23 protein-coding genes and 1 pseudogene are annotated in these 25583 nt (G+C 43.5%); 17 read left to right on the top strand and 7 right to left on the bottom strand.

The features are described from left to right. Nucleotides 1–63 precede the first annotated feature (63 nt). From M1D69_RS10925 to M1D69_RS10975, 11 genes are all read left to right on the top strand, one after another. The gene (locus tag M1D69_RS10925) at nt 64–456 is read left to right on the top strand and encodes a DUF1360 domain-containing protein (RefSeq protein ID WP_044155692.1); all 393 of its coding nucleotides are present in this window, start codon (nt 64–66) and stop codon (nt 454–456) included. Between the two features lie 143 nt (nt 457–599). Then, nucleotides 600–2135, top strand: a complete 1536-nt coding sequence (locus M1D69_RS10930; protein ID WP_256766943.1) for a glycoside hydrolase family 10 protein — start codon at nt 600–602, stop codon at nt 2133–2135. A gap of 191 nt (nt 2136–2326) precedes the next feature. Then, nucleotides 2327–2605, top strand: coding sequence for a TetR/AcrR family transcriptional regulator (locus M1D69_RS10935; protein WP_458106164.1), 279 nt, complete (start codon nt 2327–2329; stop codon nt 2603–2605). 79 nt (nt 2606–2684) lie between these two features. Further along, the gene (locus tag M1D69_RS10940; protein WP_458106085.1) at nt 2685–3827 is read left to right on the top strand and encodes an acyl-CoA dehydrogenase family protein; all 1143 of its coding nucleotides are present in this window, start codon (nt 2685–2687) and stop codon (nt 3825–3827) included. Between the two features lie 41 nt (nt 3828–3868). Next, nucleotides 3869–5518: an AMP-binding protein gene (locus M1D69_RS10945; RefSeq protein ID WP_458106084.1), complete on the top strand. Its 1650-nt coding sequence runs from the start codon at nt 3869–3871 to the stop codon at nt 5516–5518. A gap of 13 nt (nt 5519–5531) precedes the next feature. Continuing rightward, nucleotides 5532–6866: an acetyl-CoA carboxylase biotin carboxylase subunit gene (locus tag M1D69_RS10950; RefSeq protein WP_202657109.1), complete on the top strand. Its 1335-nt coding sequence runs from the start codon at nt 5532–5534 to the stop codon at nt 6864–6866. Between the two features lie 13 nt (nt 6867–6879). Then, a complete protein-coding gene (locus M1D69_RS10955; protein ID WP_069486614.1) occupies nt 6880–7101 on the top strand; it encodes an acetyl-CoA carboxylase biotin carboxyl carrier protein subunit in 222 nt (73 codons plus the stop codon). 15 nt (nt 7102–7116) lie between these two features. Next, complete coding sequence (ldeG, locus tag M1D69_RS10960) at nt 7117–8019, top strand: hydroxymethylglutaryl-CoA lyase (RefSeq protein ID WP_263870981.1); 903 nt, start codon at nt 7117–7119, stop codon at nt 8017–8019. 16 nt (nt 8020–8035) lie between these two features. Further along, entirely contained in the window at nt 8036–8818 is a 783-nt protein-coding gene (locus M1D69_RS10965; protein WP_458106083.1) for an enoyl-CoA hydratase, read from the top strand. 19 nt (nt 8819–8837) lie between these two features. Beyond that, nucleotides 8838–10367: an acyl-CoA carboxylase subunit beta gene (locus tag M1D69_RS10970; protein WP_044155705.1), complete on the top strand. Its 1530-nt coding sequence runs from the start codon at nt 8838–8840 to the stop codon at nt 10365–10367. A 166-nt stretch (nt 10368–10533) separates the two neighbouring features. Next, nucleotides 10534–11733: a DHH family phosphoesterase gene (locus M1D69_RS10975; RefSeq protein WP_024121607.1), complete on the top strand. Its 1200-nt coding sequence runs from the start codon at nt 10534–10536 to the stop codon at nt 11731–11733. A gap of 46 nt (nt 11734–11779) precedes the next feature. On the opposite strand, the gene M1D69_RS10980 is transcribed toward M1D69_RS10975, so the two are convergent. The 3 genes from M1D69_RS10980 to M1D69_RS10990 form a co-directional block, all read right to left on the bottom strand. Continuing rightward, entirely contained in the window at nt 11780–12376 is a 597-nt protein-coding gene (locus M1D69_RS10980) for a DedA family protein (protein WP_014113955.1), read from the bottom strand. 73 nt (nt 12377–12449) lie between these two features. Further along, entirely contained in the window at nt 12450–13343 is an 894-nt protein-coding gene (gene galU, locus M1D69_RS10985) for a UTP--glucose-1-phosphate uridylyltransferase GalU (protein ID WP_059335677.1), read from the bottom strand. 6 nt (nt 13344–13349) lie between these two features. Beyond that, entirely contained in the window at nt 13350–13808 is a 459-nt protein-coding gene (locus tag M1D69_RS10990) for a GtrA family protein (protein ID WP_458106082.1), read from the bottom strand. A gap of 715 nt (nt 13809–14523) precedes the next feature. Here M1D69_RS10990 and M1D69_RS10995 point away from each other — a divergent pair. From M1D69_RS10995 to M1D69_RS11005, 3 genes and pseudogenes are all read left to right on the top strand, one after another. Further along, nucleotides 14524–14660: pseudogene (locus M1D69_RS10995) on the top strand (malonyl CoA-acyl carrier protein transacylase); the annotation flags it as partial. A gap of 64 nt (nt 14661–14724) precedes the next feature. Then, complete coding sequence (gene xynD / locus M1D69_RS11000; protein WP_458106081.1) at nt 14725–16263, top strand: alpha-L-arabinofuranosidase; 1539 nt, start codon at nt 14725–14727, stop codon at nt 16261–16263. 81 nt (nt 16264–16344) lie between these two features. Then, nucleotides 16345–17616, top strand: coding sequence for a glucuronoxylanase (locus M1D69_RS11005; protein WP_458106080.1), 1272 nt, complete (start codon nt 16345–16347; stop codon nt 17614–17616). Between the two features lie 192 nt (nt 17617–17808). Here the strand turns inward: M1D69_RS11005 and M1D69_RS11010 are convergent, their stop codons facing one another. Continuing rightward, nucleotides 17809–18645, bottom strand: a complete 837-nt coding sequence (locus M1D69_RS11010) for a sialate O-acetylesterase (RefSeq protein ID WP_458106079.1) — start codon at nt 18643–18645, stop codon at nt 17809–17811. Nucleotides 18646–19534: 889 nt separating this feature from the next. Here M1D69_RS11010 and M1D69_RS11015 point away from each other — a divergent pair. After that, nucleotides 19535–20680: an alpha/beta hydrolase gene (locus M1D69_RS11015; protein WP_458106078.1), complete on the top strand. Its 1146-nt coding sequence runs from the start codon at nt 19535–19537 to the stop codon at nt 20678–20680. 374 nt (nt 20681–21054) lie between these two features. On the opposite strand, the gene M1D69_RS11020 is transcribed toward M1D69_RS11015, so the two are convergent. The 3 genes from M1D69_RS11020 to M1D69_RS11030 form a co-directional block, all read right to left on the bottom strand. Continuing rightward, the gene (locus M1D69_RS11020) at nt 21055–21315 is read right to left on the bottom strand and encodes a YnfE family protein (RefSeq protein WP_458106077.1); all 261 of its coding nucleotides are present in this window, start codon (nt 21313–21315) and stop codon (nt 21055–21057) included. 76 nt (nt 21316–21391) lie between these two features. Next, nucleotides 21392–22891 carry a cellulase family glycosylhydrolase gene (locus tag M1D69_RS11025; protein WP_458106076.1) on the bottom strand — a complete coding sequence of 500 codons (1500 nt, stop codon included), beginning with the start codon at nt 22889–22891 and terminating at the stop codon, nt 21392–21394. A gap of 332 nt (nt 22892–23223) precedes the next feature. Next, nucleotides 23224–24621 carry an alanine/glycine:cation symporter family protein gene (locus M1D69_RS11030; RefSeq protein WP_458106075.1) on the bottom strand — a complete coding sequence of 466 codons (1398 nt, stop codon included), beginning with the start codon at nt 24619–24621 and terminating at the stop codon, nt 23224–23226. Between the two features lie 456 nt (nt 24622–25077). On the opposite strand from M1D69_RS11030, the gene M1D69_RS11035 reads away from it, so the two are divergent. Together M1D69_RS11035 and M1D69_RS11040 are read left to right on the top strand one after the other, a co-directional pair. Next, nucleotides 25078–25428, top strand: a complete 351-nt coding sequence (locus M1D69_RS11035) for a hypothetical protein (protein ID WP_202853909.1) — start codon at nt 25078–25080, stop codon at nt 25426–25428. Between the two features lie 24 nt (nt 25429–25452). After that, nucleotides 25453–25578: a hypothetical protein gene (locus M1D69_RS11040; protein ID WP_010334426.1), complete on the top strand. Its 126-nt coding sequence runs from the start codon at nt 25453–25455 to the stop codon at nt 25576–25578. Nucleotides 25579–25583 lie beyond the last annotated feature (5 nt).

Here is a 25583-nt window from a genome sequence, read left to right on the forward strand (position 1 = left end):
GCATAAGAATGGATGCAAAAAAGCGGGGAATGATAACATCATCCTTTTTCTTGGAGGCTTGTCATGGAACATCTTTCTTGGCTTACTTTTTTTATGCTGATACTGGCGAGTTACAGGCTGACACACTTAATTGTATTCGATAAAATTACTGAATTCATCCGAAAACCTTTTATGAAAAAGAAAAGAATCGTTGATGCAAACGGGCACGTGAATGAAAAAAACGTGCCGGCCTCAAACTTTGGCTATATGTTAAATTGCTACTGGTGCGCCGGCGTTTGGTGTGCCATCCTGATCGGTCTTGGCTATCTTTTTTTACCTGATATCGCTGTTCCGGTGATTTTCATATTATCGATCGCAGGCGCACAGGCCATTCTTGAATCAGCTGTCGGCGTAGGCGTAAAACTCGTAGACGTGTTAAAAAGTGTCCAAATTCTCATAAACGATAAAAAGTCCTAAAGCAGGGTAAAGAGGCTTCGGGACTTTTTTACGTTCAGCCGGTTATAATCCAGTTTCTTCAATCCGATTAAGCACCCTTTTACAGCCCGGGAATACCGTAATAACGAATAGTGAAAGCGATGTAATGGGGGAGAAGAAACAGAATGAAGGGTTGTCAAAAGCCGATTGTACGTATTCTTGTCAGCTTGCTCATCGGAACGTTAATCATCTCCGTTCCGTATCTGGCCAAAGCACAAACGGACAGGGAACTGAGAGCCGTATGGATTGCATCCGTACTAAACCTTGATTGGCCGTCAAAAAAAGGCTTATCGATTGAAGCGCAAAAACAGGAGTATCTCAGCCTGCTGGATGACGTTCAGTCAATGGGAATGAATGCTGTCATCGTTCAAATTAAGCCGACGGCCGATGCCTTTTATCCGTCCGCTTACGGGCCTTGGTCTGAATATTTGACTGGTGTTCAAGGAAAAGACCCAGGTTATGATCCGCTCGCTTTTATGATTGAAGAAGCCCATAAACGAAATCTTGAATTCCACGCTTGGGTTAATCCTTACCGCATTACGATGAACCATACAGATCTCAATAAATTGTCTGATGATCACCCGGCAAGAAAGCATCCGGACTGGGTCGTGGCTTACGGAAAGCAGCTTTATTATAATCCCGGCATTCCTGAAGCGAGGGATTTTATCATCGAAGGCATTGAAGAAGTCGTAAAGCATTACGACGTTGATGCCGTTCATATGGATGATTATTTTTACCCTTATAAAATAGCCGGACAGGAATTTCCTGATACCGTACAGTATGAACAATACGGGAAAGACACGTTTCCCGATATTGATGACTGGCGAAGAGATAATGTAAACCAGCTTGTCAGCCAAATCAATCAAACAATCAAAGCTGAAAAACCATATGTCAAATTCGGCATCAGTCCATTCGGTGTATGGAGAAACGCAGAAGACGACCCAAGCGGATCGGATACCAAAGCAGGTGTCAGAAATTATGACGACCTTTATGCAGATACGAGGCACTGGATCCAGCAAGGCGACATCGACTATATTGCCCCGCAAATTTACTGGAGCATCGGCTTCAACGCAGCCGCTTATGACGTGCTGGCTGATTGGTGGAGCAACGAGGTCAAAAACAGACCCGTTCATTTATACATCGGGCAGGCAGCCTATAAAATCAATAACAATTTTGACCCGCCTTGGTCCGACCCTGAAGAATACGCCAGACAAATCAATCTCAACCGTCAGCTGGAGCTGGTGAAAGGAAGCATGCATTTCAGCCTCAAAGACCTCAATAAAAATCCGCTTGGCATCAAAGACAGACTCATCACCGACCTGTACAGTAAGCCTGCATTGGTACCCGAAATGCCTTGGCTCGACAGCAAAGCGCCAAAAAAACCGAAACTGACCAAAGTAACCGCAGACGATAACGGAAACCTCCTGCACATACAAGACCACCCATCAAATCGAAAAACAAAGGAAACAGCCTATTATGCGATATACAGAGCTGAAGGAAAACAGGAGCAAACATTGCTGGCCACAGCAAGAAAAACAAGCGACAAGCAAACCTTCCTGGATAACACCGCAGAACCAAATAAAACATATACGTATTATGTCACGTCCGCAGACCGGCTTCATAACGAAAGCAAAGCTTCGAAAAGAAAAATAAATCAATAGTCTGGAGAGACGGCTGTTTACTAGCCGTCTTTTTCAACAAATTGCGTTTTTATGAATGAGACAAGAAACGTATTGCCGGTGCTGAATTACCTGTATTGGAAACTTCATGACGAAGTATTTGAAAACTGCGGCATCATTCCTAAACATAACATAAAAGAAAGTACATAAAATGATTAGCCATTTTGATCGAGATGATCAGAAAAAAGTGGGGAATTTATGAGAAGTATCAAGGGACTACAACGACGTTAAAATCAGTTGCCGAACAAGCAAATGTTACACAAGGAACGGTTTATTATCATTTTCGCACAAAAAAGAACCTGATGCTGGAGGTGGTTCGTCATGTGTGCGACAGTTCATGGGCAAACGTAAAGAACAATCAGCGTCCGCCAATCGAAAAGCTAAAATCAGCAAAAGCCCGAACGAATGAAAATGCTTATTATCACCGGTTAATTTTAATGCTGACGTTTTAATTTTCAGACTTCTTTTGTCAGGGAATGATTCCTGAATTCACTTAATAGGATGTTACAAAGATGTGAAGGAGGAAACCAAGTGAATTTTGAGCTGACAAAAGAACAGCAAATGGTTCGTGAAATGGTAAAGGATTTTGCAAAGAAAGAAATTGCTCCTCACGCAGAACATGTAGATCAAACGGGTGAATTCCCGATACAAACGTTTCAAAAAATGGGTGATCTCGGACTGATGGGCATCCCCTTCCCTGAGGAATATGGAGGATCAGGCGGAGATACGATTTCCTATGCCTTAGCTGTTGAAGAAATCGGCAAAGCATGCGGCAGTACAGGATTAAGCTATGCAGCTGCAGTTTCACTCGGTGCAAGCCCTCTATATTACTTCGGGACAGAAGAACAAAAACGGGCGCATTTGATTCCTCTGGCTTCCGGAAAAGCACTCGGATCATTCGGCCTGACAGAACCAAATGCCGGATCTGATGCAGGAGGCACGCAAACGAAAGCGGTGATAGATGGTGATGAATATGTGATTAACGGCGAAAAATGCTGGATCACAAATGCCAGCTATGCACGTACGGTGATTGTGACAGCAGTGACAGGCAAAAATGAGAGCGGAAATAATATCATCTCCGCATTGATTGTTCCGACTGACACACCCGGCCTTACGATAACGAGCCCGTACGATAAAATGGGCGTGCGCGGATCAAATACAGCGGAAATTTTGCTTGAGGATGTCCGTGTACCCGCAAGTTACCTGCTCGGCGACCCTTCAAAAGGATTTAAACAGTTTCTTCATACCCTAGATGGCGGACGTATTTCTATTGCCGCTCTTGCAGTCGGCATTGCCCAAGCAGCACTTGAAGCCTCCTTAGCCTATGCGAAAGAACGAAAGCAGTTCGGACAGCCGATCTCTTCCTTTCAGGCCATTCAGTTTAAACTTGCCGACATGGCGATGGAAATCGATCTTGCCCGGCAAATGGTATTAAAAGCTGCCTGGCTGAAAGATCATAAGCGCCCGTTTACGAAAGAAGCGGCTTATGCCAAGCTGTTCTCATCTGAAATGGCAACAAGGGCATGCAACCAAGCGATTCAAATTCACGGCGGTTCCGGCTACATGAGAGAATATGCGGTTGAACGGATGCTGCGGGATGCAAAATTGATGGAAATTGGAGAAGGCACATCAGAGATTCAGCGTATCGTGATCGCCCGACAGCTTCTAAAATAAAATGTAAACGCTTTCCAACCTCGTGAAAGGAGGACCGACACATGTCCGAACTCATCCATTGCACAATCGGCAGGCTGCTGGAACAAACGGCAGCAGCCTATCCTGATCAAGAAGCAGTTGTCTATTCCGACCGGAATATTCGCTACACGTACGCGCAATTCAACAGGCTGTGCCGCCAAACCGCTAAAGGTCTCATGGGGATGGGGATTGGAAAGGGAGACCACGTAGCCATATGGGCCTCGAATATACCGGAATGGCTTGCTGCTCAATTCGCCACAGCAAAAATCGGGGCCGTGCTCGTTACCGTAAATACAAATTACCAATCCCAAGAGCTTGATTACTTGCTGAGACAATCAGATGCGGATGCACTTATCGTCATGAATTCATATCGCGGCACTTCTTATACTGAGATCCTGAACAGCTTAATTCCCGAGCTGAAGGAAGCAGAGCCCGGGCAGCTGCAATCAGAACGCTATCCGTGTTTAAAAACATTGATTTATATCGGTGAAAAACGTTTACCTGGTATGTATCATTGGGACGATACAGAGATGTTGGCACAAACAGTGTCAGATGCCGAGCTGGAAGCAAGAATGAGCAGCCTTGAAAAAGATGATGTCATTAACATGCAATACACGTCAGGAACGACAGGATTTCCAAAAGGAGTGATGCTGACTCATTTTAATGTCATCAACAACGCCGCAAATATCGCTGAATGTATGAAATTAACCTCATCTGACCGCATGTGCATTCCGGTTCCGTTTTTCCATTGCTTCGGCTGCGTGCTTGGCGTTTTGGCATGTGTGTCCGTCGGAGCAGCCATGGTACCTGTTGTAGAATTTGAACCTGCCACAGTCCTTACAACGGTTGAAAACGAGACATGCACAGCACTGCACGGTGTTCCGACGATGTTTATCGCGGAGCTTCATCTTCAAGATTTTGATTCTTATGATCTGTCATCGTTGCGAACAGGCATCATGGCAGGATCATCCTGTCCGAGTGAGGTGATGAAAGCTGTCATTGAAAAAATGGGCATGACAGACATCACAATCGCCTACGGACAAACGGAAGCTTCGCCGGTGATCACACAAACAAGAGCTAATGATTCCTTCCAAAGAAGAGTGGAAACAACCGGCCGATCCTTGCCAGAGGTCGAAGTGAAAATTGTGGAGCCCGGCACGTTTAATGAGGTTCAAAGAGGCGTACAGGGAGAGCTTTGCACCCGCGGCTATCATGTGATGAAGGGCTATTATAAAGACGAAGAAGCTACCCAAAAGGCAATCAACCCAGAAGGATGGCTCTTTACCGGTGATCTCGCTGTGATGGATGAAGACGGATACTGCCGCGTCACCGGGAGATTAAAAGACATGCTCATCAGAGGCGGTGAAAACGTTTATCCGAGAGAAATAGAAGAATTTTTATACCGCCATCCTAATATTTTAGATGTACAGGTAGTTGGTGTGCCTGACGGAAAATACGGGGAGGAGGCAGCTGCCTGGATTAAGCTGAAAGAGGGAAAAACAGCTTCACCCGAAGAGCTGAAAGCCTATTGCAAAGGGAAAATCGCCCGCCACAAAATTCCGCGTTATTTCATCTTTACAGACGAGTATCCTATGACGGCCTCAGGCAAAATTCAAAAATACAAGCTTCGTGAAAAAACGATTCAGCTGTTTCACTTACCATCAAGTCAATGAGGGGTGATTTCATTTGTTTACAAAAGTGCTGATTGCCAATCGCGGAGAAATCGCAATGAGAATCATACGTACGTGCAGCCGCCTTGGGATCAAAACGGCAGCGGTATATTCTGAAGCAGACAGAGATGCGCTCCATACAAAGGCAGCAACAGAGGCTTATTATATCGGAGAATCGAGAGTCAGTGAGAGCTATTTAAATATTGAGAGAATCATAGAGGCGGCGAAAAAGGCAAATGCCGACGCCATCCATCCGGGATATGGGTTATTGTCAGAAAACAGCCGTTTCGCGCAACGCTGCAAAGAAGAAAACATTGTATTTATCGGTCCTTCACCCGCTGTGATTGCCAAAATGGGAAGTAAGATTAAAGCACGAAAGGCAATGGAGGAGGCAGGTGTTCCTGTAGTGCCGGGTGTTTCCGAATCCCTTGGAGATATTCAGGCAGCCTGCCTCGCCGCGAGTAAAATCGGCTACCCCGTTATGCTGAAAGCTTCAGCAGGGGGAGGAGGCATCGGAATGCAGCTCGTTCCTGACGAAGTAGCATTGGTAAAGGCGTATGAAGGAAACAAAAAGCGAGCAGCAGATTTTTTCGGAGACGGGTCTATGTATATAGAAAAGGTGATTGAACACGCCCGCCACATCGAAATTCAAATTCTTGCCGATCACCACGGGCATGCCGTGCATCTGTTTGAACGTGATTGTTCTGTCCAGAGGCGCCACCAAAAGGTCATTGAAGAAGCCCCATCTCCATTTGTTGATGATGAGCTGAGAATGAAGATAGGAGAAACGGCAGTGAAAGCAGCCAAAGCGATCGGCTATGCCAATGCGGGAACGATCGAATTTTTAGTCGATGAGAATAAAAACTTTTATTTTCTGGAAATGAATACGAGATTGCAGGTAGAACATCCCGTGACTGAAGAAATTACAGGTTTAGATTTAGTTGAGCAGCAATTAAGGGTTGCGGAGGGACAGACTCTCAGATTCTCTCAGCAGGACATAAAACGAAACGGGCATGCCATAGAGGTCAGAATATATGCGGAAGATCCGAAAACCTTCTATCCGTCACCGGGAACAATCACCGCTTTTTCTCTCCCGGAACAATATGGAGTCCGACACGAATGTGCAGTAGCAACAGGGAGCGCAGTTACGCCTTTTTACGATCCGATGATCGCCAAAATGATCGTCAAAGGCCCAAACAGAGAGGAAGCGATTGAGAGGCTAAAGGAGGCGCTCCGTGACTATCGGATAGAAGGCATCAAAACGAATATTCCGCTTCTCTTACAGGCTGCTTCATCAGAAGCATTCAAAAAAGGAGACGTCACGACTGATTTTTTGAAAAACAACTTATAAGGAGGAAGCTGTCATGACGATACACATTCAAATGGCAGGGAACCTGTGGAAGGTGCATGTCAAAGCCGGAGACCACATTGAAAAAGGCCAGGAAGTCGCCATTTTAGAATCAATGAAAATGGAAATCCCGATTGTTGCAGAGAGAAGCGGAACAGTCAAAGAAGTGAAAAAAAAGGAAGGTGATTTCGTGAATGAAGGTGATGTGCTGCTCGAACTGAACGATCCAACTCAATAATCGGGGAGGCTTACCATGTCCTATCCTAAAAAAGTCATGTTAAGAGAAGTCGGCCCGCGGGACGGCTTGCAAAACGAACCGGTGTGGCTTGCAACAGAAGACAAAATCGCTTGGATCAACCAGCTTTCCCAGACAGGACTCTCCTATATCGAAATAACATCCTTCGTTCATCCAAAATGGATTCCCGCGCTTCGAGATGCTCTAGATGTGGCAAAAGGCATCAGCCGGGTAAAAGGCGTCACGTACGCAGCACTTGTCCCTAATCAAAAGGGACTGGAGAATGCGCTGGAAGGGGGTATTGACGAAGCTTCTGTCTTTATGTCCGCAAGCGAAACACACAACGTAAAAAACATCAACAAATCCACTGCTGACACTCTCCAAGTTCTCAAACAAGTAACAGACGACGCAAAAAAAGCAAATCTTACAGTAAGAGCCTATCTCTCCACAGTTTTCGGCTGTCCGTATGAAAAACATGTACCGATCGAACAAGTGATTCGCCTTGCAGAATCTTTATTTGATTTCGGAATTTCTGAACTATCGCTTGGAGATACGATCGGCGCCGCAAATCCTGTACAGGTTGAAATCATACTTGAAGCGCTTTTGAAACGATTCCCGGCAAGCCAGCTCGCCCTCCACTTTCATGATACAAGGGGAACGGCTCTCGCCAACATTCTCACCGCTCTGCAAATGGGCATCACCACATTTGACGGTTCAACGGGCGGGCTTGGCGGCTGCCCATATGCTCCAGGTTCATCGGGAAATGCTGCGACAGAAGATATCGTGTACATGCTTGATCAAATGGGAATTGAAACAAACGTAAAGCTCGCCAAGTTGCTTCCAGCAGCCAAATGGATCGAGGAGAAAATCGGGAAACATCTTCCGAGCCGAAATTTACAGGTGTATAAATCATCTTTATAAAAGAAAGGAAATACCAATGGGAGAATCTATTCTTTTCACTGCAAAAACAGAACATATTGCTGTCATCACCCTTAACAGGCCCCATGCGGCAAATGCCCTTTCGGCAGAAATGCTTAGAGACCTGCAATCCACTCTCCAAGAAATCGAATTCAACACGAAAATCCGCTGCGTCATCCTGACAGGCGCCGGTGAAAAAGCGTTCTGTGCGGGAGCAGACTTGAAAGAAAGAATAAAAATGAAACAAGATCAGGTTCTCAAAAGTGTTTCCCTCATTCACAGAACCGCTGCTTTACTCGAAGCCTTGCCGCAGCCGGTGATAGCAGCCATAAACGGAAGTGCTTTAGGAGGCGGGCTTGAATTGGCATTGGCATGCGACATCCGAATAGCAGCCGAGAACGCTACGTTAGGCCTTCCGGAAACGGCTTTAGCCATTATCCCGGGCGCAGGAGGGACACAAAGACTTCCGCGTCTGATCGGCAGAGGAAAAGCAAAAGAACTCATTTATACAGGCAGACGCATAACCGCACATGAAGCCAAAGAGATAAACCTTGTAGAGCATGTTACGGCTTCTTGTGAGCTTATGGCGAAAGCAGAGGAACTGGCAGAAGCCATTTCAGCTAACGGACCAATTGCCGTCCGCCAGGTTAAATTCGCGATCAATAAAGGATTGGAAACAAACCTTGCAACGGGATTATCAATTGAACAAAAAGCATATGAACACACGATCCCGACAAAGGACAGGACAGAGGGACTTCAAGCCTTTCAAGAAAAAAGACGTGCCGTATACACGGGAGAATAAAGATCGGAGGGAACGCCTTATGGATTATGAAAAAGAACGAACAGAACGAGCGGAAAGGATACAAAAAGGCGGAGCGGAGAAGTATCATCGCAGCAACCAAGAAAAAGGCAAGCTCTTTGTTAGAGAGCGGCTTGCCCTTTTATTTGACGATGACATCGAGCTTGAGGACGCTATTTTTGCAGAATGTATGTCAGACGGGCTTCCCGCCGACGGAGTCGTAACCGCCATCGGTAAAATCGGCGGCCAAACCGTCTGCGCCATGGCAAATGATTCTACAGTGAAAGCAGGCTCCTGGGGAGCAAAAACAGTCGAAAAAATCATCAGAATACAAGAAACAGCAGAAAAATTAAACTGTCCGCTCATTTATTTAGTCGATTCGGCAGGCGCCAGAATCACCGACCAGATCAATGTATTTCCGGGCAGAAGAGGCGCAGGGAGAATTTTTTACAATCAGGTCAAATTGTCAGGGCGCATTCCCCAAATCTGCCTTCTATTCGGCCCGTCCGCAGCTGGGGGTGCGTATATTCCTGCCTTCTGCGATATTGTCGTCATGGTAGACGGTAACGCATCTATGTATTTAGGCTCGCCGCGGATGGCAGAAATGGTGATCGGCGAAAAGGTGTCACTTGAAGAGATGGGAGGCGCCCGCATGCATTGTTCAGTTTCCGGCTGCGGAGATATTCTCGCAGAAACTGAACAAGAAGCCATTCACTTGGCACGCTCATATTTATCTTACTTTCCGGCAAATTATAAAGAAAGAGCGCCTGTACAAGAAAAACGGCCGCCAAAGCCCTTTGAGATACCGCTTTCCGACGTTATTCCGCAAAACCAAAATGCACCTTTTAATATGTTTGAGCTGATCGATCGTGTAATAGATGAAGGCTCTTTTTTTGAAATCAAAGCTTTATTCGCACCGGAAATCATTACAGGTCTTGCGAGGATTCACGGACAGCCTGTCGGAGTTATCGCGAATCAGCCGAAAGTAAAAGGCGGCGTCTTGTTCCACGATTCTGCGGACAAAGCCGCTAAATTTATCACATTATGCGACGCCTTTCATATTCCATTGCTGTTCTTAGCGGACATTCCCGGCTTTATGATCGGTACAAAGGTAGAACAGGCCGGAATTATCCGTCATGGAGCCAAAATGATTTCAGCGATGTCAGAAGCAACCGTCCCCAAGCTTTCTGTAATTGTCAGAAAAGCCTATGGAGCGGGGTTATATGCTATGGCCGGACCGGCTTTCGAACCGGATTGCTGCATAGCGCTTCCAACCGCACAAATCGCCGTAATGGGCCCTGAAGCAGCCGTAAACGCTGTCTACGCCAAAAAAATCTCCGAGCTGCCGAAAGAAGAGAGGGCTCAATTTATCAGCAGCAAACGGGAGGAGTACAAAGAGGACATCAATATATACCGCTTGGCTTCAGAGATGATCATTGACGCGGTAATCCCAGCCAATTCATTGCGCGGGGAATTGCACAAACGGCTTATGGCGTACATGACAAAGGAAATAACATTCACCAATCGAAAACATTCGGTTTATCCAGTTTAAAAGGAAGTACCAGGAGCGTGAATAAGCGCTCTTTTGTTGTTTTATATAATTTTATTATGTAAACTAATCAACTGTGCATAAAACCCTCTGTTTTTTACAATAGTAAATATAGGCTGCCGCACACCTATAGCGGCAATCTCCAGTATGATAAAAAGGGGCCTTTATTATGTACCATTTATATTCACATAACGACTTGGACGGAGTAGGGTGCGGGATCGTTGCGAAATTGGCTTTCGGGAAAGAAGTTGAGGTCCGTTATAACTCTGTCAACGGCTTAAATGCTCAAGTCCAATACTTCTTAGAAAAAGCAAAAGAGAGCAGCAGACACGATGCCTTATTTATTACGGATCTGGCTGTCAATGAAGAAAATGAAAAGAGGCTGAACGAGTATGTCCATGCGGGCGGAAAAGTGAAACTGATTGACCACCATAAAACAGCCCTTCATTTGAATGAGCATGAGTGGGGATTTGTCCAGGTGGAATACGATGACGGACGTCTTGCATCGGCCACATCTCTTTTATACGACTATCTTGTCCAAAATGATCTGATGAAGCCGACAAACGCCTTAGATCAATTTACAGAGCTCATCCGCCAATACGACACTTGGGAATGGGAGCAGTACGATCAAAAACAGGCAAAGCGGCTCAATGACCTTTTCTTTTTGCTTTCAATCGATGAATTTGAACAAAAAATGATTCAGCGGCTTTCTGCCCATGACGAATTCTTCTTTGATGAATTTGAAGTGAAACTGCTTGATTTAGAAGAAGAGAAAATCGAGCGCTACCTTCGCAGGAAAAAAAGAGAAATGGTGCAAACCTTTGTTCACGAACACTGTGTAGGTATCGTTCACGCAGAATCATACCATTCTGAACTCGGAAACAGACTCGGAAAAGACAATCCGCATCTTGATTACATTGCCATTTTAAGCATGGGATCAAAACGAGCCAGCTTGCGTACCATTCATGATTACATTGATGTTTCAGAAGTAGCAGGCCGGTACGGAGGCGGGGGGCATGCGAAGGCTTCAGGCTGTTCCATAACGGACGAAGTATACGATTTGTTTGTAGCTGAAGCATTCCGAATGGAACCGGTCCGCCCAGATGCATTCCGTAATTTCTATAATCTGAAAGGGTCGGCAAACGGCTCATTATACGAAAATCGCGAACAAATGAGATTCTTCCTGTTTCCTTTGGACAACGCATGGAACATTCAAATTAACGGGGAGACACAGGACGAAACCTTCGCGGCTTTTGAGGAAGCTGAATGGTTTATTAAAAGGAATTACGCGGCATCTCTTGTACGGGATGAAGTGTTTGTCGCATTTTTAGCGGAACATATGAAGCTTTCAAATCATCATCGAAAATAACAAAAAATATGCATAGGGGAGAGTCCTCCCTATGCATATCCATAAGCTATCGTTTAAAAATGGCTGTGCGTTTTTTTATGACAAAATAAAGTGCAATGACCACTATAGCCAGTATCATAATCGGTGTTGTATAAGTGCCCGCAATGTTCTCAACGTCATCCCACTGGCTTCCGAGCTGAATGCCTAAATAAACAAACAGGATAGACCACGGAATGATAGCAAGTACAGTCAGTACCACAAATTTGAGAAACGGCATTTTGGCAATGCCTGCGGGAATTGATATCGCATGTCTGACAACCGGTATAAAACGTGCCGAGAAGACAACTCCCGTACCATACTTTTGAAACCAGTTTTCTGACATGTCAATGTGATGCTTTTTAATCAATAAGTACTTCCCGTATTTGTCCAAAAACGGCCTGCCGCCATAGCGTCCGATCCAATAAATAAAGATCTGGGCAATGGTGCCCCCGATAACCCCCGCAATGATGGCGCCGATAAATCCAATCGTGCCTTCCGATACCATATAGCCGCCATAGGCCAATACAATTTCACTCGGTATGATTTCGATCATCAACCCAATTGCAATGCCCGCATATCCCATATTCGTCAGCCAAGTTAAAATTTCGCTTATCAAACTGCCCACATTCTTCACAACCTGTCCTTATCTTTTTCACTATTATATGACTGATTGACGAGCAAGATGGTTACAAATTTTTTTATCGCAGCACTTCTTTTGTTTCCCGTTTGAGCACTTCTTCTAAATAAGCTAAAAGCTGAGATCTCATTTCAGGACGCATTAAGCCGATTTCGGTGCTTGCTTTAAAACAGCCCAATTTATCGCCAATGTCATATCGTTTTCCTTCCAGAAGCCGCGCATGAATAGGCTGGGTACGGCAAACCTCACGAAGTGCATCTGTTAATTGAATCTCATTGCCTGCGCCTCTCCCGATCGACTTCAAAACAGGGAAGATAGAAGGATTCAGTACATATCGTCCCATCACTGCGATTTCGGAAGGGGCTTCTTCCGGAGACGGCTTTTCAACTAAATCGTTCACTTCATACACATGGCCTTGAGAGCCTGATGTTTGAATAATGCCATATTTGCTGACATCCTCAGGGAGAACAGGCTGTACGCCGACAATCTCTGTGCCATAAGCGGCGTATACATCCATTAATTGCCGAAGAGCCGGCTTTTCAGACACCATAATATCATCACCTAATAGAACGGCAAAAGGCTCATCTCCGATAAAATGCTCCGCACACAGCACCGCATGGCCTAAGCCGAGCGGTTCTTTCTGGCGGATATAATGTATGTTGGCCAAATCAGCAATCTGCTGCATTTCCTTAAGCGTCTCCGTCTTGCCTTTTTCCCGCAGATTGAATTCCAATTCCGCCGACCGGTCAAAATGATCTTCAATCGAGCGTTTGTTTCTTCCTGTAATAATCAGTATATCTTCAATTCCTGACTCTACGGCCTCTTCTACAATGTATTGAATGGCTGGTTTGTCGACGATCGGGAGCATTTCTTTCGGCTGCGCCTTTGTCGCCGGCAGAAATCTCGTTCCTAAACCCGCTGCGGGAATGACCGCTTTTCTTACTTTTTTTCTCATTCATCTTCACTCCTGATCCTGTATGTTTTTCAGCGAATCTCCAAATACCCAGATTCGGTTTCCGATAAAATTCATCATCATTCCGCCGATAGTGGCGGCGAGCTTACTCACCAAAAGCGAACAGCCGCCTTTTTGAAACAAATAAAGCAGCAAAAAGGTGATCCCCGACGCGGCAATATTAATCATGAGAAAGCGCACGATCTCTTTTCCGTCAGCCTTACGTTTTACACGAAACGTCCAATTCCGGTTCCACATATAGCTGTTGATGATACCTGCCGAATAGGAGCAGATCTGTGCCGGAAGATAAGGGACATGACAAGCGGCGAGAAGAAAGAAGACACCAAAATCTATCAGCGTATTGCCCACGCCCACAGTGCAAAAACGGCCTAATGTTTTTATTTTTTCTTTCAACATAACGGCACTCGGTTTTGACCTCCCTTCATAAAAAATGCAGATGGCTGTCACATTTGTTGATATGAATTACTTTAGCGGACAGTGTTGAATAAACAATTACTAAAATATGAACAAAACATGAAAAATAATGAGGCCTTGCAGATTCATTAAGTTAATCGTTTGATCGTGTAGGTTGACATACTTTACGAGGAACACTAATATTCTGCACAAGTGTTAACCTTTAATGAATTTAGTTAACATTCATTCTCAAGGTTAGAAAGGAGGGGGATATGGTGCAGGAAGAAACATATTACAGCGTCAGAATGAGAGCTTACCATGACGCACCCTATGAAACAAGGCGGAAAACGGATCATCACTTACAACGGTTTACAGGAAGGGGTGAATGGCTTACTACATAAAGGCTACTGCACTCAAGAGGGACAGCGACAAAGCAAAAGTCGTCACAGGTCAGGCCGTAGTCATGGACGGCGGGTGTATCGCAATAGTTCTTGTACTCTAAAAAAACAGCCGCTCTGAACGGCTGTTTTTTTGCGCCTGAAAACCTTTGAAGACTGATTTTTCGGTGTCAGTCTCACCTATATATTTAATGAATAAATGTATCCAGTTTCTTTGTAAGACCGAACAATAATTCCTCCGAAAGTATTCTATACACATTTATTATAATCATGCTAGGATGTTAGATAAAGGGATATTTTGTATAATATTGCATCTCTATTCAATGTGATCGGAGGGAACTCATGAAAAATCCTGCCTTTTTATTTCCTGCCAGCAGCATGTGATTTTCAGGCATCGGCCAGCTGTGGAACGTGTCATCAGGATGGCGGAGGAAAAGGGAGGGCTAAATATACTTATTTGAATGTCAGTGCGCTTTTTCACAGTTCGATGATACGATCGGTATCCGATTTATGTGTCCTTCATGACCTGTGTGATCACCCCCCATTTTTAGAAAAAAGGAGGATGTTAAGTCATGAGTAAAAAGTGTAGCGTATGTTTCTGGGTTCTTGCTTTATTATTGAGTTGTTTATTGGGGGAGTCTGCGTATGCTGCCAGTACTACAATTGCAAAACATGTAGGGAATTCTAACCCGCTTATCGACCATCATTTGGGAGCAGATCCGGTTGCGCTGACCTATAACGGAAGAGTCTACATCTATATGTCAAGTGATGACTATGAATATAATAGCGACGGAACGATTAAGGATAATTCATTTGCCAATTTGAATAGAGTATTCGTCATCTCTTCAGCGGATATGGTGAACTGGACAGACCACGGAGCCATTCCGGTAGCAGGTGCCAACGGGGCTAATGGCGGCCGGGGTATTGCAAAATGGGCAGGTGCGTCCTGGGCCCCGTCAATCGCAGTTAAAAAGATAAATGGCAAGGATAAATTCTTCCTTTATTTCGCAAACAGCGGCGGAGGTATCGGGGTTCTCACCGCAGACAGCCCGATTGGCCCATGGACCGACCCAATCGGAAAAGCGCTCGTAACGCCAAGTACGCCAGGAATGTCTGGTGTTGTATGGCTTTTTGATCCGGCAGTATTTGTAGATGATGACGGCACCGGTTACCTGTATGCCGGGGGAGGCGTTCCTGGCGGTTCAAATCCAACGCAGGGGCAATGGGCCAATCCTAAAACAGCAAGAGTCATGAAATTGGGGCCTGATATGACCAGTGTTGTTGGAAGTGCAGCTACAATTGATGCGCCTTTTATGTTTGAAGATTCGGGAATGCATAAGCATAACGGAACATATTACTATTCCTATTGCATCAATTTCGGGGGCACGCACCCGGCCGATAAACCCCCAGGTGAGATCGGCTACATGACCAGCTCAAGTCCCATGGGTCCCTTTACATATAGAGGGCACTTCCTGAAAAATCCGGGAGCATTTTTCGGAGGTGGCGGAAACAACCACCATGCTGTTTTCAATTTTAAAAACGAGTGGTATGTGGTGTACCATGCTCAAACTGTCAGCTCCGCTTTGTTCGGGGCCGGCAAAGGATACCGTTCTCCCCATATTAATAAGCTGGTGCACAATGCAGATGGATCCATTCAAGAGGTTGCGGCAAATTATGCAGGCGTAACACAGCTTTCCAATTTGAATCCATATAATCGGATAGAAGCTGAAACGTTTGCCTGGAATGGACGCATTTTGACCGAGAAATCCTCAGCATCCGGCGGGCCGGTAAATAATCAACATGTAACAAGCATTCATAACGGAGACTGGATTGCTGTAGGAAATGCAGACTTCGGGGCTGGCGGTGCCAGAACGTTTAAAGCAAATGTAGCATCCACTATAGGCGGAAAAATAGAAGTACGTCTAGACAGTCCAAACGGTAAGCTTGCAGGAACCCTGAATGTACCTTCCACAGGCGGAGCGCAAACCTGGAGAGAAATAGAAACTGCGGTAAGCGGCGCAACCGGTGTGCACAAAGTTTTCTTTGTATTTACCGGAACAGGTACAGGAAACTTGTTTAATTTTGATTACTGGCAGTTTACGCAAAGATAGCAGATGAGAAAACCTTTTGTTTGCAATATAAGGAGACAGATCAGACTTTTCTAATACGGTAAAAGACAAGGAGAGGAAAAAATGATGTCAAGCGTAAAAAAACCAATTTGTGTATTATTGATATGCTTCACTATGCTGTCAGTCATGTTAACCGGGCCAGGCGCCACTGAAGTTTTGGCAGCAAGTGATGTAACAGTTAATGTATCTGCTGAAAAACAAGTGATTCGCGGTTTTGGAGGCATGAACCACCCGGCTTGGATTGGAGATTTGACAGCAGCTCAAAGAGAAACCGCTTTTGGCAATGGACAGAATCAGTTAGGGTTTTCAATCTTAAGAATTCATATAGATGAAAATAGAAATAATTGGTACAGAGAATTAGAGACTGCAAAGAGTGCGATCAAACATGGAGCAATCGTTTTTGCTTCTCCCTGGAATCCTCCAAGCGGTATGGTTGAAACCTTCAATCGTAATGGTGACACATCAGCTAAACGGCTAAGATACGATAAGTACGCCGCATACGCGCAGCATCTTAACGATTTTGTTACCTACATGAAGAATAATGGCGTGAATCTTTATGCGATTTCTGTTCAAAACGAGCCTGATTATGCACACGAATGGACGTGGTGGACTCCGCAAGAAATACTTCGTTTTATGAGAGAAAATGCCGGTTCCATTAATGCACGTGTCATTGCACCAGAATCTTTTCAGTACTTTAAAAATATATCGGACCCCATTTTGAACGATCCACAGGCGCTTAGGAATATGGATATTCTCGGAACTCACCTGTACGGTACTCAGATCAGTCAGTTTCCTTATCCTCTATTCAAACAAAAAGGAGCAGGGAAAGAGCTATGGATGACGGAAGTATACTACCCGAACAGTGATAACAACTCGGCGGATCGATGGCCCGAGGCATTGGATGTTTCAGAGCATATTCACCATTCAATGGTGGAGGGAGATTTTCAATCTTATGTTTGGTGGTACATCCGCAGATCTTACGGTCCTATGAAAGAAGACGGTACGATCAGCAAACGCGGTTACAATATGGCTCATTTCTCGAAGTTTGTGCGTCCCGGCTATGTAAGGGTTGATGCAACGAAAAATCCTAATGCGAACGTTTACGTGTCAGCATATAAAGGTGACAACAAGGTCGTTATTGTCGCCATTAACAAAAGCAACTCAGGGGTCAACCAAAACTTTGTGTTGCAGAATGGATCTGCTTCTAAGGTATCCAGATGGATAACGAGCGGAAGCAGTAATCTTCAACCTGGAACGAATCTCAATGTAACGGGCAATCATTTTTGGGCTCATCTTCCAGCTCAAAGCGTGACAACATTTGTCGTAAATCGTTAAGGGCACCTAAGGCAAGCGGTACCGCAGGAAGAAGAGAAGAAGGATGTGTAACGATACAATTATCTGTTCAAAAAAACCCTAATTTGATGGGTTTTTTTGAATTTTTGGTAACACAATTCCGTTACTGAAAATGACAGAATTGTGTTACCCTGATGTACGAATGACAGAAATACATGTACATTTTTCTGGATTTTAACTCATCAACTGCGATTGATACTCTTCTAAAGATATCTCTCCTCCAGCAAATTGTTTTTCTAGTATTGCAGTCTTTTCAGTCTTTGTTAAAGGTCTTTCACTATCGATATTAATAGCATTTTCTTCACCTTCTAGGGGTTCTAATATATGCTCTCGTTTATTATATGCCTCAAAATATCGAAGACCAAATATTCTCTGTGAAGCTGCATTCAAATGAATACCGTCAGGATTAGGTGTTAATCCCAATGCTGTTGCAAAATAACAGTTCTTCTCCTTTTCAGCAAATTCCAGTAATGCCTGATTAACCTCAGAATGTTCGGGAAAGTACTGACCAAGAAAACCACTTCCTAAATAGTGACCGATTCCACCTATGATAATAGGTAGATCTGGCTCACAAAGTTCATGACGAAACGCCTCAACAATTTCCAAAAATTTCTCATGATAAAGTTTAGAACGTCCTGAAGAACATTCATTTTCACCCTGATGCCATAAAATCCCCTCTAACTTACTGCTTCGCTTTGCAAGTTTTGCTTGTAAGATAGCATGTTCAAACAATGGTCCTTCTACTGACCAATCATCTAGACTTGTGCCACCTTCTGCACAAGGTATTAAACCTATTTCTTTATCTTCATTTTTTCTGCACCATGCAGCTGCAAAAGAAGCCGCAGGACCAACCCCTGCAAAAGCTCGATCATAGTTTATAGGCTCCATCATGATTTGCCATCTTCCATTTCGCAGAACTTTTATATGTTCATTACAAATCATTGGAACATCCTTTAAAAATCCACGTCCAGCCATATTTGATTGACCAACTAGTAAAAAAGAATGCATCATAATTTTTTATGCCTCCTTGTATTTCTCTAACAAAAAAATAAATTGTTAATCAAAGCTATCTGTTTTTTATAATATTTAACTGTTCATTTTTAATAAACTTTACAGTCATCACGTGTTTCTCCTAGCATTTTGCTGGGGTCTATTTACTGTTTAAAAAATCCGGCAAGATTCTAAAATGGAGAAAATGACTTAGAAACATTTCGCCTCATGCAAAGTATCGCCTTTCCAATAATAGGCTTTGCATGAGTGGAAGAAGTACAGACATTTGTAAGCATCCCCTTTAATGTGAATTATAGCGAAATTTACTATTAGGTTGAGTCGTTTTAGTCAAGTTTTTAATGGTATTTTGCTATCCTTCTTATTTATTCAACAAAATGATCCTTTTCTGGAACAGTCTAATGGGCGTCTTTACATAACTTTATTGTAATATAGGGAAGGGGTCTAAGGCAGGGGAATTATTAGGAGGACTTGGTTAGCGAGGGAAAAGTTAATGAACTAATGTGATAGAGACTACGTAGCCTATTCAGCCCCAGTAACTTACGTATAAATTCGACTCCATTCTGAACGACCGATGGCACTATTACTGAGATATTATGAATATTTATAGAAGGGTATTGTAGAACCTTGTCGAAATTTTGATAGAAAAATCTTGTTAAAAGAGGTGTGCACATGTATTCGCCCATTCACATAAAAGAAGCAACAGGTTTGGAAATAATTATTGGGAATTATATAGTCCTTAACTAAAAAGGAATGTTCGCTTGTTCAGTAATCTAGAATACGATTTTGGGTTCTTGTTGAAACAGACCCTAAAACAGTTTTGAAAAGCGCTTATAGCGCAATGTATGTATTTCACATTCGCCACTTTTATTAATGAAGGGGGAACAAGAGAATGAAAACTTATGACGCATTTCCAGAACCAATTGGCGGCTATACTGTCGGTCGAACCCAGATGGATTTTGAGTACACGGCATCAGATCACTCAAAAAGAGAACTGACGGCGTTTGTGTACTATCCGTCCGATAGTAGCGAAGGTAAGACTACATCAACGTACATGTTTCCTGAAGTCTGCGAGATGTTTCATGAGCAGCCACTTGTCACTGCGTATCTTAAAGGGAAGGATGTTTTCTCTATAGATATCAAGACCCAGTGTTACGACGAACTTGCTCTCTCCGGGAAGGAAAAGCGCTATCCGGTGTTATTCTATGTTTGCGGCGGGGGCGGTTCTCCAGAATGGGGTACAGTGATCTGTACAGACTTGGCAAGCATGGGATATGTTGTGGTAAGCATCGGCCATCAGAATAGCACAATGTATAAGCGTAAAGATGGGCGCCTGTTTAATGTATCAAAGGATTTTTCGGATGTCATTATGGCGTTTTCTGAAGATCCGGAGATGCGGGCATTGGCTGGTAAGATGGAGATGCGGCCTGACGATGAAACTGCCATTGAGATGTGCCATAACGTGCTTACACTGCCGATACTTTCCAAGTTAACAGAGTATAGTGAATTACAGGCAGAAGATATAAGGTATGTAGCCGATTATCTTTACAAACTGGACTCTGAAGAGCTGAATTCCATCTTTAAGGGCAGATTGTTGCTTGACATCGGCATGGGCATAGTCGGGCATTCTTATGGAGGGCCTACGACGGCGATTGTTTGCCGGGACGACGATCGGTTCGCCTGCGGGATTGGCTTGGATAGCGGTGCGTTCGGCCTTCTCGACAGCGACCTTAAGAAACCCTTTTTGCTACTGTTTTGTGAACCTAACTATAACATGAATGCGATAATTGGCGCTAACAATAGCATGGAAACCTATTATTTCGCTGTTGATCGTGTTGCGCATTTTGATTACTGCGACATCGTGTTTACCAGTGTTAATGAGGAACTCAGAGGCGAACGGGATGCTATGGAGATGCGAAATCTTGTTACAGACTATACGAAGAACTTTTTTGATCATTACATACTGCAGAAGGCTGCAAGTGTGGAGAGTCTGGCATACGATGGCGTGGACTTGATCAAGAAGACCAGCAACAAGTGACATAACCGATTGCTGTAGGGAGAGGGATGCTCCTTAATCCATATTGGGCAAGGGTGCAATGATTTGTCAAATTCATTGCACCTAAAAAATTATTGTCTTTGTGAGTTACTTTAAAGGACCGAATTCGACTATATGTCTTGGCCATAAAGGTTTTTTCTTATACAGATAATAAACCCTGGCATAAGAGAGACTGAACAACAATGGTGTGGATTTGCGACTTATTTTAGTTTACATAATATATATTCTAGGAAGTAATTAATTTCAAAGAAATAATGTCTCAATAACAAAGTATACTTAAGTTAGTGAGACAGAATAAAAAAATTACTTACAGGAATGTCAAATGCCTGAGCTTCAGCAAGTCTTATTAAGAAACTTCAAAATGGCGAAGTCAACCCATAATAAACGGCTTCCAGCTCTTCCAATGTCATATCACCGTATGCGCATTTGATCACCGAATCAGCAAACTCATCATAATCATAATCGCTGGTAAAGTCTTGCTGCAGAAGTTTTTCGTAGGCTTCAATCTGTTCTTTTTGGTTTTGGATATCTTTTTCCTTTCCTGGATAGTCCGGTCCGTTAACCAAGTCGCTGTTTTGTTTGAACAGCAACATATACTGTTTCAATGTTTCGTCCACAGCTTGCACCTCCTTGTTCTGCCGCTGATTAGATAATGAAAACGGACACCAATTGTGATGTCCGTCAAAACAGTCACTATTTGGGTTCAGTTCCCCAAATCAGTTTTCCGTTATTATATAATGTGATTTTTTTTGTATCTTTAAACCTATTTGACTGGAAAAAAGAATAATCCCCGGCTTGTGAATAATTGCTCCAGTCCTCATTGTGAAGACGAATTTGAATTTCTCCGGTGCTTGCTCCCGGTGACAGCGTCCCGTTTCTAAACCCAAGTTCCAGATAGGCATCTGCACCTTTTACAGGTTTATGTAATGTCACAAACTTGTGCGTCACATTGCTGCATCCGATCTTCGCGTAGTCACAGTCGAAGTTTTGGCCTTTGTTTTTCGTGTTATACCAGTAGCGGACAGTTACATTTTTTAAGTTAACGGTGGCCTTGCTATTGTTTTTCACATTGATCTGAGGACGGATTTGGTTGCCGTTCACACTTCCATCCCCTGTTCTGTATTGCACAGAGATGCTGTTTTCCTGTGCGGGTTTCTCTGGCTTTGGCGTCTCAGATCTGTCTTCACTCGAATTTTGGGAGCCGCGGATGTTTTCTCTTACAAATGTCCCTGAAGCGGATAAATCTGATAACGGCCAACCGCCTGTTTTAGATGCCCCCGGCTTTAAAGCTGAGGATGATTCCTGCTTATCGGAAAGGTTCCAGTTTACCCAGCTGATTTTCTTGCTGTCGAGATAATTCAGCCATTCCCTCGACTGGTCAAGGTATACCCCTCCATTTCCGGAAGCGTCACTCGTACCCCATTCCGTTACAAAAATCGGCGCTCCTTTGCTGAGCGCATAGTCCGCTTTATCCCTTAAAAACTGGCCGTGTGTGCCGGCATAAAAATGAAGCGCGTACATGACGTTTGCATCCTTAAGCTGATCATCCGCAGCATCGTTGACATCCTGGCTCCAAGTGCCGGTTCCGGTAATAATGATGTTATCCGGGTCATTTTTACGGATAACGGAAATCACTTCTTCAGCATACGGTTTGATATCGCGCTTCCAATTTACATCACCGTTCGGTTCATTAGCAATTTCATATATAACGTTTGGTGAGCTTCCGTAAAGGCTTGACATTTCCTTAAAGAATTCCTTCGCCTTCTCTTTATTTTGATTTGGATTGCCGTCATTTAAAATATGCCAGTCAATGATGACATATATCCCGAGCTCTTTTGCCGCTTCAACAGCTTCTTTGACTTTATTTTTCACAGACGGATTCTCGATATAACCGCCGTCAGCCGTGTACATTGCCGCCCGGAAGACGGTAATTCCCCAATCGTCTCTGAGCCATTTTAAAGTGTCTTTATTGACATAATCACCGAACCACTGCAAACCGTGTGAGCTGATTCCTTTCAGCTGCACCGGTTTTCCGTTTTGATTGACTAGCTGAGTACCTTTGATACTAAGCTGGCCATTAAGGGTTACAGGCGTTTTCGCCCCTGCTGCAGAGGCTTCTGGTGCCGCGACACTGCTAATTGTTAATACTGTCATCAATAAACAAGCGATAAAGATAGAGACTGAACGTTTCATATAGCACTCTCTCCTCCTTCAAATAATCATGTAAAACGTATGCCTATTAGCTGCTGCTCTCCCTCCCTTTCTTTTTTTAAACACGGACTCATTGTAAAAATCTTTCTCATGATTGTCTATCAACCTAATTTCTTGTTTTTAGGCGGCTTAAAAGCCTGTCTATTGACTCTTTTTGTGTTGCTTCCTATACAGCTGACACGTGTATATCAGGGATAAAAATGCTTGTTCAGGACTTTACACGTTATTTTTTGATGAAATCAAAAGATTCCGCTTTTTTTCGGCAAATAAAAAGCTGCATTCAAGTCATTGAATGCAGCCGTATTCTTTATAAATTATGCTTCTTGTTTCTCTTCTTCCCAAGTTTCAGCGTGTTTCAGTCCTGGAATATTTTTCGCTTTAAACACAGGATCTAGTCCTTGTTTGCGCTGTTTCGCGTAATCTTTATAGACTTTGTATGCTACGTTTGACAGCAGCGTGATCACAACTAAGTTAATCAGCGCCATAACCCCCATAAAGAGATCCGCCATTTCCCAAACAATCTGGAACCCTGCTACACATCCAAAGACAACCATAGCAATAACCGCAATACGGTAAATGTTCAGCCATGTTTTGCTTGTTTTAATGAATTCAATGTTTGTCTCGCCATAATAGTAGTTTCCGACAACTGAGCTGAAAGCGAATAAGAACATTGCGACTGCTATAAAACTAGGCGCCCATCCCCCGATATGGTGGTCCAAAGCAGCCTGCGTTACTTGGATGCCGTCACCTTTTGGTGTTACACTGTACAGCAAAATAATAAACGCTGTGGACGTACATACGATAAATGTATCGAAAAACACGCCTAATGTCTGGATAAAGCCTTGCTTAGCCGGATGCGAAACATGAGCTGTCGCAGCAGCGTTTGGCGCGCTACCCATTCCCGCTTCGTTAGAAAAAAGTCCGCGCTGTGCACCGATGACAATGATAGCCCCTATTCCTCCGCCGACAACTTGTTCAATTCCTAAAGCGTTTTTGACAATTGTAGCAATAACGCTTGGGAATGCAGAAATATTTGTGAATACAACATATAGTGCAATAAGAATATAAAGTCCCGCCATGACCGGAACAATCAACTGTGTCACAGCGACAACACGTTTTAAACCGCCAAAAATAATAAAAGCCGTTAAAACAGCAAGAACAACAGCGACAACTATTTTATTCACATGAAAAGCGCCTTCTAACGCTCCCGCAATTGTATTTGATTGAACAGCGTTAAAGATTAAACCGAATGATACGGTAATTAAGACAGCAAATACGATGCCGAGCCATCTGACCCCAAGCCCCTTTTGGATATAGTAAGCCGGTCCGCCTCGGAAATCGTCTCCGTCCTTCACTTTATAAAGCTGAGCTAACGTACTCTCAACAAAGCTTGAAGCCATACCGACAGCTGCTACAACCCACATCCAAAATACAGCGCCTGGTCCGCCTGTCGCAATCGCTAAGGCAACACCAGTCAAGTTCCCTGTACCGACTCGGGATGCGGCAGAAATAAAAAATGCCTGCATAGAAGAAACACCTTTGTTGCCTTGTGGCTTCTCACCTACTATTCTAAACATTTCGATAAAGTAACGGAATTGGATAAAACCAAAACGAAGTGTAAAAAATAATCCAAGTCCTATTAAAATATAAAATAAATATTTCCAGATAAAATCACTTGGAATATTAATCAAACTGTTGAAAAAAGACTCCATATTTACCTCCTGTTTCATCAATTCATTGTGAATTCAATTTCGATGTTAGATTTTTTAACATAACGAGTATTATTATATCACAATATGTCGAATTAGGAAGTTTTTTCGGAAGAATATTATGTTAGTTTGATTTTTTATTTCCTATGAATAAAATCATTAGAAATCAATTAAAAGAGTCTCCCTTTCTATTCATTCTCCGCTTGTTTCTCCTAACCTTAGGGTGTATATCGTGATAATGTTTGAGCTGCAAACATATCTTTAAAATATGTTTTGAATCACACCCTAGATCGGGTATACATATACTAATAAAAGACATTTCACTTTAAAAAGGAACTGAAACGATATATACTTAACAAAGTGAATTTTATTTTTAAATTTAATAAATCAGGTTTACTTTTAAGATGGTCTGGGGTATCATTATAAAAATATTCAGTAATATCGAAGGGGGGAGATCATTTGAAAAAAGTAACGATACTTAAAGCGTCCATCTTATTTTTGGCGATTGCCAGTTTTCATTTGTTCTCAATTCCCCACGCCTTTGATATTGGCCATCATTATAAAGCGGTAGCCGACCAGCAGGAAATACATGAGATGAAAGCTGGCCAAAATGCAGATGATGAAAAGAAATCCATCACCGGAGCTTTTGCGCTGACTGCCTTCTCAATGGCTGTGCTGCTGATGACCGCGGAAAACAAAGATATATGTTACTCCCGGAGAAGGCAGCGAAGAAAAAGCTTTATACTGGCCAAATTTTATCAATCGTCTTATTTCGACAAACTTCATGTTCAACATCACCCGAATATATAACGAAAATATGAGGAGGCTGTTAACATGTTGTTTATCTTAAGAATGGTGATTTTAGGCTTGTTCTCTTTCACAGCGCTGAACTTATTTGTATGGCAAGGTATTGAAGTCATTCATGCCGTGACAGACTTATTCACCAGCCATGAAAGCTGATGAAA

It is taken from the genome of Bacillus sp. PK3-037, assembly GCF_054161355.1.

Excerpts from the sequence above, each read along its gene's own strand:
- M1D69_RS10935 (WP_458106164.1), top strand. The coding sequence starts at position 2,327 with ATGATCAGAAAAAAGTGGGGAATTTATGAGAAGTATCAAGGGACTACA.
- xynD (WP_458106081.1), top strand. The coding sequence starts at position 14,725 with ATGAGTAAAAAGTGTAGCGTATGTTTCTGGGTTCTTGCTTTATTATTG.
- M1D69_RS10925 (WP_044155692.1), top strand. The coding sequence starts at position 64 with ATGGAACATCTTTCTTGGCTTACTTTTTTTATGCTGATACTGGCGAGT.
- galU (WP_059335677.1), bottom strand. The coding sequence starts at position 13,343 with ATGAGAAAAAAAGTAAGAAAAGCGGTCATTCCCGCAGCGGGTTTAGGA.
- M1D69_RS11005 (WP_458106080.1), top strand. The coding sequence starts at position 16,345 with ATGATGTCAAGCGTAAAAAAACCAATTTGTGTATTATTGATATGCTTC.
- M1D69_RS11025 (WP_458106076.1), bottom strand. The coding sequence starts at position 22,891 with ATGAAACGTTCAGTCTCTATCTTTATCGCTTGTTTATTGATGACAGTA.
- M1D69_RS10975 (WP_024121607.1), top strand. The coding sequence starts at position 10,534 with ATGTACCATTTATATTCACATAACGACTTGGACGGAGTAGGGTGCGGG.
- M1D69_RS10965 (WP_458106083.1), top strand. The coding sequence starts at position 8,036 with ATGGGAGAATCTATTCTTTTCACTGCAAAAACAGAACATATTGCTGTC.
- M1D69_RS10970 (WP_044155705.1), top strand. The coding sequence starts at position 8,838 with ATGGATTATGAAAAAGAACGAACAGAACGAGCGGAAAGGATACAAAAA.
- ldeG (WP_263870981.1), top strand. The coding sequence starts at position 7,117 with ATGTCCTATCCTAAAAAAGTCATGTTAAGAGAAGTCGGCCCGCGGGAC.
- M1D69_RS11010 (WP_458106079.1), bottom strand. The coding sequence starts at position 18,645 with ATGATGCATTCTTTTTTACTAGTTGGTCAATCAAATATGGCTGGACGT.
- M1D69_RS10955 (WP_069486614.1), top strand. The coding sequence starts at position 6,880 with ATGACGATACACATTCAAATGGCAGGGAACCTGTGGAAGGTGCATGTC.
- M1D69_RS10930 (WP_256766943.1), top strand. The coding sequence starts at position 600 with ATGAAGGGTTGTCAAAAGCCGATTGTACGTATTCTTGTCAGCTTGCTC.
- M1D69_RS10945 (WP_458106084.1), top strand. The coding sequence starts at position 3,869 with ATGTCCGAACTCATCCATTGCACAATCGGCAGGCTGCTGGAACAAACG.
- M1D69_RS11030 (WP_458106075.1), bottom strand. The coding sequence starts at position 24,621 with ATGGAGTCTTTTTTCAACAGTTTGATTAATATTCCAAGTGATTTTATC.
- M1D69_RS11015 (WP_458106078.1), top strand. The coding sequence starts at position 19,535 with ATGAAAACTTATGACGCATTTCCAGAACCAATTGGCGGCTATACTGTC.
- M1D69_RS11040 (WP_010334426.1), top strand. The coding sequence starts at position 25,453 with ATGTTGTTTATCTTAAGAATGGTGATTTTAGGCTTGTTCTCTTTCACA.